The sequence below is a fragment of the Bradyrhizobium sp. AUGA SZCCT0176 genome (assembly GCF_018130145.1).
Taxonomy (GTDB): domain Bacteria; phylum Pseudomonadota; class Alphaproteobacteria; order Rhizobiales; family Xanthobacteraceae; genus Bradyrhizobium.
Genome location: NZ_JAFCMB010000037.1, coordinates 1 through 13826, shown reverse-complemented (window position 1 = coordinate 13826; position 13826 = coordinate 1). Strand labels below are relative to the sequence as shown.

Below are 13826 nucleotides of genomic sequence, written 5' to 3'. Positions count from 1 at the left end.
ACGTCGTGGCGGACGGTCTGTTGGAGACGCTGTGATACGATGTTTCACTGGATGCGTGCTGCGCCGCGTTGCCGAAAAGCGAATGATGTCATCCATGATGCGCCTTGCCGCTTTCGTTGTTTTCGTGATCGGGGGCGGCTTGCTGATCGGATGAGTTTGCCGGCCTTCTTGCCAGCGCCGGTCTTCAACTTCAACGGATCACACCCTTGGATATCTCCGAAGCACTCATAGAGGCGACACCGGTTTAGCCGACACGAGCTTCGTCTTCCAGCCATACTGCGGGTATTCTCACCTAGCGGACATGGATGTTCGACCGAATGACCGCTTGGCGCCAGAAGCGGTCGGTCCTGAGCATGCTCGTCGGGAAAGCCGGATTGATCAGTCGGCAATAAAGTCATTCGCTCGCGATGAGCGACGCGGGGGGGGGGCGGGATGGCGGAGGATCCCGTATGCCCGCACGCCCCGTTGATCGATGCCAACGACCTTGGAACAAGGGACTACTCGTCGGCCAGAAGAAACCTCTTGAGCCCAAGCACGTATGGTCTATTCGAGTCCGCCTAGAAATCGCGCGGTCAATGCGCGACCTTGCTATCTTTAACCTAGCAATCGACAGTAAACTTCGCGCCTGTGACCTGGTCAAACTACGACTGGACGATATTTGCTCGGGAACAAACGTGCGGCGTCGGGCGACTATTGTCCAAATGAAAACAGGTCGACCAGTTCAGTTCGAGATATCGGAGCAGTCGAGGAATTCAGTTGAAGCCTGGCTACCAACATTGCGAGCCACAGGCTCCCGCTACCTCTTCCCAACTCGAATTCATGCCAGTCCTCACATTTCAATCCGCCAGTATGCTCGGCTGGTGCACTGCTGGGTTAAAAGCATCGGCTTAGAGTCAGCATCTTACGGCACGCACTCAATGCGCCGCACGAAGGCTGCTCAGATTTATCGCAAGACCGGAAACTTGCGTGCAGTCCAACTTCTCCTCGGTCATACCAAATTGGAAAGCACCGTCCGGTATCTCGGGATTGAGGTGGACGACGCCTTGAATATGGCTGAACAGATTGAGCTCTAATCGTCGACCACCGGCATCCACGCCGGTGGTCGCTTTTGCGCCAGAAGCGGCCAGTCGCAAATCGAAAAGTAGCGATGTCTGCTTTTCACTCAGAAGCGGACGTCGCCCGCCAGATTAGCCATGTCCGAAAAGTGCCAAGACCGGACATTATGGTTGCGGCCTGCTCAATCATTCGCTGGTGCGACGAGAAGGGAACGGCCGAACAAGCGACGCGTCACTCTGGCAGTCCTGCTCTGCGTAGGCCATCGAAATAACTCTGAGGCCATTTACCGCTACGAGACAGGAGATCAGATATTCGAAAACTGGGTTCAATTTCAAGTATCTGAGCCACTATTCTCTTGGCTTCTGCATCTCGCCCAAGGTGCGCTAGAGCAGCCGCGAGGCATCGATTGGCCAACCCGAATGTTTTGTTCTTACGAAGGGCTTTCATGGCCACGGCGACCGCCTCATCGAAGCGGCGAAGATCGATGAACGCAACACCTAGCATTGAATAGGTTACGAAAAGCGTTGGATCGAGCGGATTCAGCCGTATGCTGCGTTCAAAACTACATACCGCCTCTTGAGCCTGTCCTACATATACGCAGGTCACGCCTCTAAAACCCCACGCCGTGGCTGAGTTAACATTAAGAGCTACGGCTCGATCGACCATCTCTATCGCAGTGTCGAAATCACCTGACACGTAAGCTTTTGCGAGTCCAACGCAGGCCAGCGTATCTGAGTCATGCTCGTCGATACTAAGCACTAACTGGGCAAGCCGTGCCGCCTCCTTGAGATCCGACTGTGGATCAATAGCCCATCTTTGCATGAGGTTGATGGTGTGACAGACGGTGGCCAATGAGGCCGCGCGGCTGTAACGAGGATCAATCTCCAACGCGCGATAGAGCAGCCGAAGGGCTTCCTTCACCTCTTCACGATTCATCGCATAATAGTGAGCTGTCGCCCGAAGATACAGATCATAGGCGCTCAAGCTGTTCGGACGCCGCGCAGCCAGATCAATTTCAGCTTGCTGCAATTTCGGCTGAATGGCTGAGACGACTTTCACCGTTATCTCATCCTGTAAGGCAAAAATGTCGTTCAAATTGCCATCAAATCGATCTGCCCAAACATGCGCACCGGTCGTTGCATCGATCAATTGGCAGGCGATGCGAATTTTTCCCGTGGCCTTGCGCACGCTACCCTCTAACACGTAGCGGACACCAAGCTCGCGCCCGACCTGTTTGATGTCGACCGCCTGGCCCTTGTAGGTGAAGCTCGAATGACGCGCGATGACGAACAGCAACCGAAACCGCGAGAGGGCTGTGGTGATATCGTCGACTATGCCGTCCGCGAAATATTCCTGTTCCACATCGCCGCTCATGTTCTCAAACGGTAGCACGGCAATGGAGGGTTTATCGGGAAGCGCAAGAGCGGGTTTGGGCGATTCTTGGGGGTGTTCGGCGACTTCCGGGCCTCCGGGCTTCTGCACTTCCTGCACTGTGCCAACGAACCGGAAACCTTTGCGCGGCAGTGTCTTGATCAGGCGCTGTTCCTCACCGGAATCGCCGATTGCATTTCGCGCGCCATTCAGGCGGGTCGTGAGTGCCGTTTCGGAGACAATACGCCCGTTCCAGATGGCCTCGATCAGGTCATCCTTGCTGACGACACGCTCCCTGTTGCGGATAAGGTAGTCCAGCAAGTCGAAGACCTGCGGCGGGATAGCAACCTGTTCAGAGCCGCGAAGAAGCTCGCGGCGGTCGGTGTCCAAAGCGCAGTTCTCGAAGAGGTAACGCAAACTGCCGTCCCCCAAGCAGCCGCCGAACGTCGGGGCACCAACACGCCGGTAAGGCAAAGATTAAGCTGCCGGTGACGAAAATGTAAGGAGCAAGTAAAGCGCGCCAGCTCATGCCTTGGCATCCTCTGGGCCGATACAACACCCGAGGAGAGACCGCCATGAGCACGATGACCATATTAGGACAGCCCTCTGTGTCGACCCGGCAAGTCCCCGGCTTCATAAGGCGATGCTGGAGTGCGCTTCAGGAACGACGTAAACGCGAGCAGGTGCGGGCCGCCTTGTACGCCCTGAACGGCCGCGACCTGCACGATATCGGCATTGCCTATAGCGATATCGAGTACGTGGCCTCGAATCCGAACCTCGACCCGCGATGTATCTGACGCGGCGCGATGTCGCACTCCTGACCCACACCCGGGCTGGTGATCCCTGCTGTGAGTTAAAGCTGACTTCAGCCAGACCCCGGCCGCGTTAAAGCAGACATTGGAGGGACATTCCCGGAGGTCCGGTTAGTGCCACGAGCGGGCTTGGCAAAGCTGCTAGTGAGTCGGACTGGCTTCGCTAGGCTAACGCCGATACAAGCCACAGCCCGACATGCAGGCCGCGCCCATCTGCTCCAATATTTGCGGCGAGCGCGTTGCGAACCGCTTCTGTGGCCCGTATCCGTTGCTCGCCCGAGGCATTTTCGAGGAGCGCAGGCAACGGGCCAGCCTGCGTGATGAATGCCATGCTTTGCGTGGTGTCCTTGCCGTGGATCGGCACGTTGGTCGCCTTGAGTGCCACCTCGCGAAACCCAGCCTCAGTCAGGATGCCACCTAGGCGCTCCTCGCGCCCCAGCGAAAACATCCCCGGTGCCAATGGGTCCACCGGCGGCTGAGGCGGCACATGGAGCCGTGCAGCCTCGATCGGCACACGAAACCACGGACTCTCCGGCATGGTCCGAAAACAGACGAACACCAGCCGACCGCCTGCCTTCATGCCGCTACGGATATTAGTGAAGGCCCTGATAGGGTCATCGAAGAACATCACGCCGAATCGCGAATAAACTAGATCCGCCCAACTCGGTTCGAAGGCGTAGTTCGTCGCGTCGGCCAATGCGCAGGCTGTGTTGCTAAGTGTCGCTTCGGCAGCACGGTGTTTGGCGAAGTCGAGCATCGGACCCGAGACGTCGACGCCCAACACAGCGCCTGATGGTCCTACAACTTTAGCAAAGGCCAACAGTGTGTCACCGGTGCCGCATCCGATATCGATCACATGCTCGCCCAGCTTCGCTGCCGCAGCATCTAAGCTGACGCTCGTGACGGACGTGAAGACGTCACTGATTACGGCTTGCTGCGAAACCCATGCGTGACCCATGGTGCTGTTCCAAAACTCTGCTCCACGGGGGTTAGGCGTAGGTGCTGGCATTTGGCGAATGTCCTATAGTTCTAACAAGGCTGATGGAGTTATCCTCACAGGCTGCACGACATCTCAGATCGGACGCAAGGCTGAACTGTCCGCAACGGGTCATTTTCGGAAATCGACCCGCGTGCGTCCTTTGGTCCCCAGACAGCAGACGTCGCCGAGAAGTGCCAAAAGCTGCCATCGGTCAACCGCTACATTCCCTACTCGTCATGCACCAGCCTTCCAATCCAGTTCGCCTCGCGCATTCACGGTCTCATAGAGCGGACCGCGAGCGAATGCTTTGCCAAAGCGATCTTCGCGTCCAACGTATATGAACGCCTTGGTCGGCAGGCGCTCGCCGCTGGCGATTGGTAACGTGACGTCGATCAGCTTACGGTCATAAGAACTGCCTTCGCGCTCAAGTTGGTCGAGCCGGGCAAGGGTTTCGTCATCGACATGGTAGATTTCGCCGCAGACCGGCTGGCCGTTCGGATCATCAAGGATCACGGGAAACATGCCGGAAGGGTGAAGCATCGTAAGCATTCGGTAGGTGCTGATCGTGGCAACGTCATCGAAGAACTCCCTGACGGTCGCAAGCATCGGATGGTTTGAGTAACCTCGTTTGAGGGTGCCGTAGACAAATACACGGTGCGTCATTGGGGTCATGGCTGGTTCTCTTCGCGGTGCGTTAGCTGACGTTGCGCCCAAAGTCTCTCCTACGCACGCTTTTTTCAGTATCGGACCGCGGACCCCTGTTAGGATGCGACCAAGGGGCAGTCATCCAGGGATACGACAATTCGAAGGAGATCATTGATGGCCGAGCGGGAAATCCGCTTCGACGACGGGGCTGCCTACGAGCAAATGATGGGGATCTGGAGCCGGATCGCAGGCGGCATTTTTCTCAATTGGCTCGCTCCGCGCTCGGGCTTGAGCTGGATCGACGTTGGATGTGGCAACGGTGCTTTCACGGAGTTGATTGTCGCAGGCTGCGCTCCTGCTGAGGTCCACGGTATCGATCCATCCGAGGGGCAACTCGCTTTTGCCCGCACGCGGCTCGCAGCGGACGTAGCTCGGTTTCATCAGGGTGATGCCATGGCTCTTCCTTTTCCCAACGACAGTTTCGACGCAGCCGTTATGGCGCTGGTGATCTTCTTCGTCCCCGATCCGACCAAAGGCGTCGCTGAGATGACGCGGGTGGTACGACCGGGCGGCATCGTCTCGGCTTATGCTTGGGACATTCCGGGTGGCGGACTTCCCAATGCACCGATTCAAGCTGAGATGCGCGCCATGGGTATCAAGCCAGTGCTCCCGCCGAGTGCCAACGTGGCGCGAATAGATGCTCTGCAGGAATTATGGACGCGCGCAGGTCTGGAAGCGGTAGGGACACATGAGGTCGCTGTTCAACGAGACTTTGATAGCTTCGACGACTTCTGGACGAGCTGTTTGCTCGGAGGCGGTATCGGCCCGGTAATCGCCGCGATGCCGTCCGGTGATATGGAATTGCTTAAAACGCGGGTTCGCTCGCGCCTGCCGGCAGATGCGGTTGGGCGTGTTACAGCCAATGCGCACGCGAACGCGGTAAGAGGTCGTATGCCAATGTGATACGTCCGTTGTGGGTCAATCGCGCCACTTTCCCCGCGCGTCAGTTACTTCGGGGTCTTCACCGGCAAGCGGACATTCCCCGGGTTTATCGGCATGTCTTAAAGTGCCAAACTCGGACTTATGCGCCGCAGGGCAGCGGCCTCCCGAGCCGCCGCCGTTTCGACGCAGGTACCACCCGTCTTTGTGGAGGGGTTTCTCCTTTGATTTAGAGTGACTGGAGTGCCTCTTTAAATCCCTTGAGCGCATCCGCCTGCTTTTTGTTCTCCAGGGCCCTGACCTTGTTGCCGCCAGACACCGCATCGAGCTCCTCGGAGGACAACTCGTGCAGCTTCAGAGCTTCGCTCTTTGCATTGATTGCATTTGCAGTCATCACAGTTCTCCTTTGATTTAGCCCAGCGCGATCATCCAACGCTGGTACGGCCACATTTAGCGTCATCCCTTCTCGTCGCGATGTGACGGCGGTCACAGAACGCTGATTTAACCGGGGCGCTCGCCTGTAAGCTGTGCGTGGCAGCGAAATCTTCCCGCTTACGTCGGCTTGGGGTCAAAGGCTACAGGTCGTCTGCGGCCAGGTCCTGTGTGAAGTCCGCTTCGACCCGAAATCCGACCTGATTCCGACGCCTGATCCAGTGGCACATGCTTCTCGCCTTCTGTAACCAAGCCGAGGAGTACGGCCATGCAGGATCAAGTGAACGCCACCCCTGAGCCAAAGCGGGTGCCGTGGAACAAGGGAAAGCTCACCGGGGCAAAGCCACCGCTGCGACCCAAACACGTCTGGTCGATCCGGACGAAGCTCCAGATCGAAGGCCGCGCTCGCGACCTCGCCATGTTCAACCTGGCAATCGACAGCAAGCTTCGCGGCTGTGATGTCGTCGCCATCCGCGTCGAGGATGTAGCCGCGGGCGGATACACAGCGGATCGCGCAACGGTGCGGCAGAAGAAAACCGGGCGGCCGGTCAGGTTTGAATTGAGCGAGCAAACCCGCCAAGCAGTCGATGACTATCTAAAATCCACCGGTAAACGGCCCGGAGCGTTCTTATTCACCGGCCGTCGCGGCCCTGACCGCAGTATGACAACCCGTCAGTATGCGCGGCTCGTATCGGACTGGATCGGAAGCGTCGGGCTGGATCCCCGACTGTTTGGCACGCACTCACTGCGACGCACAAAAGCGACCCTGATCTATCGACGGACCGGCAATCTCAGGGCTGTCCAGCTCTTGCTCGGGCACACCAAGATCGAAAGCACGGTGAGATATCTCGGCATTGAGGTCGATGACGCGCTGGCAATAGCGGAACAAGTGGATGTCTGAAATACCCGGGCAGAGCGGACATGCTCTGCCCGCCCTTCGACAGCCGGTTCGTGCCAAACTCGGAAATGTCACCCTTGCGAGCTTAGGCCGCTGTTCCTTCAGCAACCGACGTCGGCTCGGGCTTTGTCAATTGGCGCTCCGGTGGACTACAGCATATTAACGCGCTGACTAGCGGCTTCAGCATTGGCAGAGGCGCCCCCAACAGGTACCATTTGAGAAGTGTGCCAATCCGCTGCTAGACCTTGGGTGGCAACTGTACGGCACCGACAGCTGGCCAAGTCGCGAGGTCCGTCATGGCTGCACCCGTTACACATTACGTCAAGAGCGACGATGTTCATATCGCCTATCAGGTTGTAGGCAATGGACCGCAAGACTTACTATTCGCCCCGGGATTTGTGTCACACGTCGAGGCGTTGTGGCAGGCGCCAGCGCGCAGCGCTTTTTTCCGTCGCCTCGCATCATTCTCTCGTCTTATCCTCTTCGACAAGCGCGGCACCGGAATGTCGGATCGGGGATCGCAGATCTTTACGCTTGAGCAGCGTATGCACGACGTGAGTGCGATTCTGGACGAAGTCGGGTCAGATCGAGCAGCTTTGTTTGGCGTGTCTGAGGGAGGGCCAATGTCCCTGCTTTACGCCGCCACATATCCCGAACGCACATCTGCGCTGATCTTATATGGCACGTATGCGAAGCATAGCTGGGCGGTCGACTATCCGTGCGGCTGGACCGACGAACGATGGGACCGTTTCTTCGAAAATCTCGAACGTAATTGGGGCACACCACAAGGAATCAGTCTCGAGATGTGGGCCCCGAGTCTTGCTCACGATCCGAGTATCGCTGAAGGCGTGGCTTCTTACTTTCGGACGGCAGCGAGCCCCGGAGCAGCCGTTGCGATCATGAAGATGAATCGCGAAATCGATGTCCGGCATATTCTGCCGGCGATCAGGGCTCCGACGCTGATTTTGCACCGCGATGGAGACCGGGTCATAGATATAGAGAGCGCGCGTAGAATGGCTCAAGGCATCGCGGGAGCCCAGTTGATCGAGCTACCGGGCATTGACCACCTCTACACGGTTAATGGGGAGACAATCCTCGACCGCGTCGAGCAGTTCTTGACGGGCAAGTGCCATTGGCAGGACCGGGAGCGGGTGCTCACTACGGTTCTTTTCGCGGACATCGTGGGATCCACTGAACGGGCTATCGCGCTCGGCGATCATTCGTGGCGCGAGTTGCTTGCCGCGTTCCATGCAAGAGTTCAGGAGATGCTTCGGAATTTTGGCGGACGCGAAGTTAGTACTGCGGGGGACGGTTTCCTTGCGGCTTTTGATAGCCCGGCACGAGCCGTCCGCTGCGCGGGTGCGATCCGCGAGGTCGTGCGTTCGCTCAACCTCGAAGTCCGCTGCGGACTGCATACCGGGGAATGCGAGGTCGTAGGTGAAGACCTGGCCGGCATCGCAGTGCACATCGGTGCTCGCGTAGCGGCACAGGCGGCCCCTGGCGAAGTGCTCGTTTCCCAGACCGTTCGAGACCTTGTGGCTGGCTCCGGATTAAGGTTCGCGGATCGCGGCGCACACGCATTGAAGGGTATTCCCAGCGAGTGGCGCTTGTTTCAAGCAATTGTGGAGTGAGTCCGCACTTAGGCTCGTGGACCTCGACTGGCAACAGTTCGGATCACACTCAGATGAGTGCGGCGTTTCGCTGCATGTCTCATGCGGGTCAAACTGAGAAGTCCGGGTGCACGACGGGGGAAGTCGGCTTTACCCTCAAGAACGGACGTGGGCAGCCGACTTGTCAGGTCCGAAAAGTGCCAACAGCGGCCATGGGAAGGCAACGACACGAAGACTTCTCAAAGAAAGATAGATAGTCATTCGCAACGAAAGCTTCCGGCATCTTTGATTTCTCCCGTTCCCGAGTACGTTGCCTTCTTTGGAAACGCGCATAACGGGCGCGTCCACAAAACCTTGCCATCCTTGTCGGTCTTGGTTGCAAGCATGCTATCCGGTGCAACACCGTCTTCCGCCCATTTTTCAAGCGCACTTAGCGGATCGAACCCCGCCTCGGTGATGCCCGGACCGGCTTGCGCGGGAATACCACAGTGATCCATGCCCGGAATCATGAAAAGGCGAAAGTGGTCAGCAACGCTTCCGCCTGCGGCCTTCTCGGCGGTCGCGTAATAGTCGAGCGTGTTTTGCGGCGTGACGATCGGATCGGCGAGCCCGTGATACATCAACAGCTTGCCGCCACGCGCCTTAAACCTCGATAGATCAGGGTTCATTGCATTGTAGATCGCAGCCATGAAAGCGAGACGCGGCGGATCCTTTTCGAAATCGAAATCGGCGGCACGGTAGCGCTCGCCTGGATCGTCCTGAAACGCCATGTAGCGCAGGAAGTCGAGACCAAAGCTGTAGATCAACTTGCCCCCGGCAGGCTCAAGCCCTGTCACCCACAAAGGCCAGTAGGGTTCCGAGCCCTTCGGCAGACCGCCCGGGTACAACTGCTCGCCTCGGGAGTTCTTGGGGCCAGCGTACCACTTCTCGAGGACCGCCGCTTCGGCCGCGCTCAGGCATTCCGAGTTCTGCCCTGCCTTGCAGATCAGACTCGCGGGTTTGAAGGTGCATGCGGCAGGATCGACGACGAGACCGGTTGCATCGCCGCACTGGTTAGCGACCGCGTCACGGATCAACGGAATCTTGGCTTTGGTCAGAATATCCTTGCCGTCGGGGCCTGTGTTGGCTTGCACCAGCCAGGCAAAGTGCGTCGCAACGAGGCCGGTGTAATCGAGCGCCGGAGCGCCGCTAATGATCCCGTCAAAATCGTCAGGATAGCGTTGGGCTTCCAGCGCCGCCATTCGACCGCCGGTCGAGCAGCCGGAGAAATAGGACTTCTTTTGCGGTTCGTCATAGAAGGCGCGGATAATCGCCTTTGTAACTTTCGCCGTCTCTGTAACGGCGCGGCTGCCCCAGTCGATCTCGGCAATACGATTGTTGTAAGCCCAGCGTCCGTCCAGCACTGAGAGACCCCAGTGACCGGCATCCATCGTTGAAACGGCATAGTTGCGCCGCAGCGCATAGTTCATCGCATTGGTGAAGCCGACCCGGTCGCTGTCGAGTGTGCCGCAGAAGCCGCCACAGCCTGCCATGAAGAACTTCCCATTCCAGTTCTGGGCGGGCAAGCGAATATCAAAATTAATCGCGGGGCGCACGACACCCAGTACGCGGCAGTGTGAAGGCAGGTCCGTAGACTGAGTGACTTTAGTCGCCGAAAGCAAGTTGACGTTGTCGATCTTTAACCCCGCCAAAGATTCGCAGGCGAGAGGGGTTTGAGCGTGGCCGGCACCTGGAACGATTGTTGCCGCAACAATGGTCAATGGGACTAGTCGTACGAGAATGCGCTTCATGGCCATCTCCCCTAACCAGCAGTTCAAGGCGATCCGAGTTGATCAATCATAGAGAGGGCCAATAATAATTCATAGAATGCAAAGCCTGCCGGATGTCCGAATTGGGTCAAACTCGGAAGTCGAACCGGTCGAGGCCGACTTCCGCTTTACCCCTCAAAGTCGACATCCAGCGGGCGGGCCGGGATGTCCGTTGAGTGCCAATTGCGGACTCACCTATCCTGAAAGGCGGCGTAGCGTTGCGCTACGCTTAAAGAGATTCGTGCCGCGCCGCCGCAAGCAAACAAATGGCCCGACGATATTGCACGTCGGGCCATTCAAGATCGTCCGCCTCGGTTACATCCGCCGAGCCTTCAGATCAAACAACTTTCTTTGATTGCGCCATCTAATTTGGGCATTGATGTGACAACCGCACGGCGTGAAGCGGCTCACATTCGGCATTAAAGCGGCTCGCGTGCGCAGAAGCTCTGACTGATGTCGCGATCCCTCCGCGGGTCGGCTTCAAGTTCTTCGACAATGAGCCGAAGCAAACATAGGGCAAGCGGATCAGTAACCTCGCGCGAGAGAAACTGATAACGCTCGATCTGAACTTCCTGCTCTCTCAACTGGCGATTTGTCATGAGTTGCGCCCTCCGACAAACTTACGCCGAGAGGGCCCACTTGTTTCATTAAAGTTTTCCGATCATTTGAGATGGTTTCTAATTGATGAATCAACGATAGCGACCGGCGAGCGTTGTTGCCGAGCTGCGCCTTGGCGTTTGACTACCGCGCCGCGTAGATTCGCCGTCTGATGGCGCAGCGGTCAACGATAACATCGGCGAACCGTCCATCATCAACGCGGTAGCTGGGTGCGCGGTGAAGATCACCAAAATGCCGCTCACGCTGTTGCAATCACGCAACCTTCTGTTTGATCCGAAACGATAGGGTTCTGGTTTCGGATCAAAGGTGGCCCATGTTCGACGTGTACCTAAACCATAAACGTGATCTGCTGGTGGTGAGGCAAGGATCGTCGATGCCGCTCGGTGACACGTCGGGGAGATGGCAAAAGAGAAAGAGGCGGGTCGCCAACGTCAGCGACGAGATCAAGTCCACCGTTCAGAGGCAGGGCTATTACATGCGGAAGCGAAGTGAGTTGAAGACAAACTAGAATCAAGCCCGGATTTTCAAGCTCGGCTCCACGGCAGTTCAGACCGAGGTCTTAAGCACCTCGTTTTGGGCTTATACCTAGCAATTGTCGCCTCGCCGCTTATTGCAGGAGATTTGATCGGACAGCGAGCGTGATCGATGGCGACACACTCGAAATCGCGGTGAGCGCATTCGCATTTTGGGCATCTACGCACCAGAAACCACGCAACTGTGTCGCCCCCGCGTGGTCAATCCTGCTCAAGGTGAGTGAAGGCTGCCTCAGGCGGCGGCCTCGTGCTGCCCTCTCGCTCGGCCACATGAAGAAGGCTCCCAAACTAAAATCATCGCTAGACGCTGTATTTCAAACGCTGTTTCAAACAATCGCTTTCATCAAACTACAGCTGAAAATCTCAAAGCGAACCGACACCTTTAAAGCCCATTGGTATCTTGACGGTACGCAACTGGGGGATCGTGGGGCGCGGCCGTGTTGGAAGTGTTGGTTACCAAGCGGGGCTCGACCAAGTGGGAATGGCGGGTCTGTGACCGCTACGGGGTCACGATTATCGGCGGGTTTGAGAGCACCCAGCCAGCTGCCAAATATCGGGGTAATCGGGCGCTATTTCTGTTGTTGTCTACGCGCTGGACATGATGATCAGCAAAGTTGCGCGCCAGAGTGCGATCAGCAGTCGAATGTAACTAGCGGCATTAGCAATATAAGGGTCGCGGGAGCCAAACAAATGGCCCCGAGGCTATTGCGCGTCGGGGCCATTCAAGATCATCCGGCCGGTTTGACGCGGCTGGTCTATTTCGGCGGCCTTCCACGCTTGCCGAACGAAATCCCTTGAGCATCCGCCGCCTTGCGCAGTAACCCTGCCTTTTTCGAGGCTTCTGTCTTCTCAGGCCCGCGCGGCATTGACGGCACAGACCCGTCTAACCCGATTGTTTGCTGGTTTTCATCGCTTGTTCGACCTCATCGGCTAGTCGATTGAGATGCTGGTGCAGTCGGTCGAACATCTCGCGTTTGGTCATATCGGTAGCTAGGTCACGTATCAGCGCGGCCTCTGCCGCGTCACGGCGGAGCTTCTCGATGGACGCCTGATAATCCTTCACGGGAGAACCCCCATGGTCTTGTCCCTGAAAAATAGCCCACAGCCCAAAGCGTGCCAATAAGTCTCGCATGTTGGCCGGGTCCTCCTGAGGCCGCGACCTAGCGCGGGGACCGCGCGACCGGACCCTATCAACTATTTCACTCCAAGCATTCCCGGTTCTAATTGTTGTGTACGATCAGTATACAAATGCGATGCGCGGTGTCGCGTGTCGCATGGGACTGGCGGTAACCTACTCGGGGATGATGTCGCTTTTGGCGGAGTTCAGCAAAAGTTTGGCGTGAGCTCACAAGAACCGCTGTGTCCGGAATGATAGCCGCGTTGGACTGAATGCGGAGCCGTGGCGGCTCGGGGGAGCCATCATGGTTGTCGGACGGGACTATTTGCTGCGCTTAGTCGCAGCGCTGCTGAAAGACGCTCAATCAACGGCTGACCTTCGGGAGGCGGGAGAGCTAACGCAACGCGCTGCCGATATCCTGACGCTGATTGATGAGTTGAGCGCCCCGGACGAGGATGATCCCAACACACTAACGCAGTGAGTACGGCAGGTCGCTTTGGTCGGGGCCTTCTGGCGGGGCGGAGCAGCCCTCTTTTGCAAACGGCTCGTTCTGCAAGTGGCGCTTCACGAGCAAGCCTATCGCGCTCCTCCACCCCAAACAGGGCCCTTCGGGCCGGTCCCCGTCAGCCACGCGGATGTCCGCTCTGGGTTCGCGTCGGTTTGGCGCGGCCCATGCCGAGGTCCGATCTACCCGGAGAACGGGCATTCCCAGGATAGGCCGGCGGGCTCGGCGGCAAGATCGTCCTGCTATCATGTCTCGCCGGGTCACGCCCCTCGCAAGCGGAACCTGAATTGCTCTTGTTCTGTTAGGTATAGGCCGAGCGGTCCCCAAAAGCCGAGCCAACCTATGCCCAAGGTCCTCGTTTCAATGCCGCGGAATTGCAGCGCCGAGCGTTGTTAGAAGTGAGAAAGCAGCCCGGCTGTCATAACGTCCAGGAAATAGCGATCAATCGTGTTGCAAAGCACGCTGAAAATAACTGGTCGCTCTGTGTGCTCGCAGCGGGCGCG

The 13826-nt window shown here is 57.6% G+C and carries 13 protein-coding genes; 6 read left to right on the top strand and 7 right to left on the bottom strand.

Going from position 1 to position 13826, the window contains the following annotated elements:
• Positions 1–449 precede the first annotated feature (449 nt).
• A complete protein-coding gene (locus tag JQ600_RS35940; protein ID WP_212490417.1) occupies positions 450–1073 on the top strand; it encodes a tyrosine-type recombinase/integrase in 624 nt (207 codons plus the stop codon).
• Between the two features lie 214 nt (positions 1074–1287).
• Here the strand turns inward: JQ600_RS35940 and JQ600_RS35935 are convergent, their stop codons facing one another.
• Positions 1288–2844 carry a winged helix-turn-helix domain-containing tetratricopeptide repeat protein gene (locus tag JQ600_RS35935; protein ID WP_212270202.1) on the bottom strand — a complete coding sequence of 519 codons (1557 nt, stop codon included), beginning with the start codon at positions 2842–2844 and terminating at the stop codon, positions 1288–1290.
• A gap of 158 nt (positions 2845–3002) precedes the next feature.
• Between JQ600_RS35935 and JQ600_RS35930 the strand changes: the two genes are divergently transcribed.
• Entirely contained in the window at positions 3003–3224 is a 222-nt protein-coding gene (locus tag JQ600_RS35930) for a DUF1127 domain-containing protein (protein WP_212270203.1), read from the top strand.
• Between the two features lie 178 nt (positions 3225–3402).
• Here the strand turns inward: JQ600_RS35930 and JQ600_RS35925 are convergent, their stop codons facing one another.
• Together JQ600_RS35925 and JQ600_RS35920 are read right to left on the bottom strand one after the other, a co-directional pair.
• Complete coding sequence (locus JQ600_RS35925; protein ID WP_212270204.1) at positions 3403–4197, bottom strand: class I SAM-dependent methyltransferase; 795 nt, start codon at positions 4195–4197, stop codon at positions 3403–3405.
• Positions 4198–4452: 255 nt separating this feature from the next.
• Positions 4453–4890 carry a gamma-glutamylcyclotransferase gene (locus tag JQ600_RS35920; RefSeq protein ID WP_212392303.1) on the bottom strand — a complete coding sequence of 146 codons (438 nt, stop codon included), beginning with the start codon at positions 4888–4890 and terminating at the stop codon, positions 4453–4455.
• A 147-nt stretch (positions 4891–5037) separates the two neighbouring features.
• Between JQ600_RS35920 and JQ600_RS35915 the strand changes: the two genes are divergently transcribed.
• Positions 5038–5826 carry a class I SAM-dependent methyltransferase gene (locus JQ600_RS35915; protein WP_212392304.1) on the top strand — a complete coding sequence of 263 codons (789 nt, stop codon included), beginning with the start codon at positions 5038–5040 and terminating at the stop codon, positions 5824–5826.
• Between the two features lie 205 nt (positions 5827–6031).
• Here the strand turns inward: JQ600_RS35915 and JQ600_RS35910 are convergent, their stop codons facing one another.
• Entirely contained in the window at positions 6032–6196 is a 165-nt protein-coding gene (locus tag JQ600_RS35910) for a hypothetical protein (protein ID WP_212270207.1), read from the bottom strand.
• A gap of 306 nt (positions 6197–6502) precedes the next feature.
• On the opposite strand from JQ600_RS35910, the gene JQ600_RS35905 reads away from it, so the two are divergent.
• Positions 6503–7135, top strand: coding sequence for a tyrosine-type recombinase/integrase (locus JQ600_RS35905; RefSeq protein WP_212270208.1), 633 nt, complete (start codon positions 6503–6505; stop codon positions 7133–7135).
• 293 nt (positions 7136–7428) lie between these two features.
• Complete coding sequence (locus JQ600_RS35900; protein ID WP_212270209.1) at positions 7429–8763, top strand: adenylate/guanylate cyclase domain-containing protein; 1335 nt, start codon at positions 7429–7431, stop codon at positions 8761–8763.
• Between the two features lie 236 nt (positions 8764–8999).
• Here the strand turns inward: JQ600_RS35900 and JQ600_RS35895 are convergent, their stop codons facing one another.
• The 3 genes from JQ600_RS35895 to JQ600_RS35885 all read right to left on the bottom strand — a co-directional run bounded on the left by JQ600_RS35895 (position 9000) and on the right by JQ600_RS35885 (position 12764).
• Positions 9000–10532, bottom strand: coding sequence for a tannase/feruloyl esterase family alpha/beta hydrolase (locus JQ600_RS35895; protein WP_212392305.1), 1533 nt, complete (start codon positions 10530–10532; stop codon positions 9000–9002).
• A gap of 437 nt (positions 10533–10969) precedes the next feature.
• Positions 10970–11149, bottom strand: a complete 180-nt coding sequence (locus JQ600_RS35890; RefSeq protein ID WP_212392306.1) for a hypothetical protein — start codon at positions 11147–11149, stop codon at positions 10970–10972.
• A gap of 1435 nt (positions 11150–12584) precedes the next feature.
• The gene (locus JQ600_RS35885) at positions 12585–12764 is read right to left on the bottom strand and encodes a hypothetical protein (RefSeq protein ID WP_212270212.1); all 180 of its coding nucleotides are present in this window, start codon (positions 12762–12764) and stop codon (positions 12585–12587) included.
• Between the two features lie 358 nt (positions 12765–13122).
• Here JQ600_RS35885 and JQ600_RS35880 point away from each other — a divergent pair, with 358 nt between their 5' ends.
• Positions 13123–13299, top strand: a complete 177-nt coding sequence (locus JQ600_RS35880; protein ID WP_212270213.1) for a hypothetical protein — start codon at positions 13123–13125, stop codon at positions 13297–13299.
• The last annotated feature ends 527 nt before the right edge of the window (positions 13300–13826 follow it).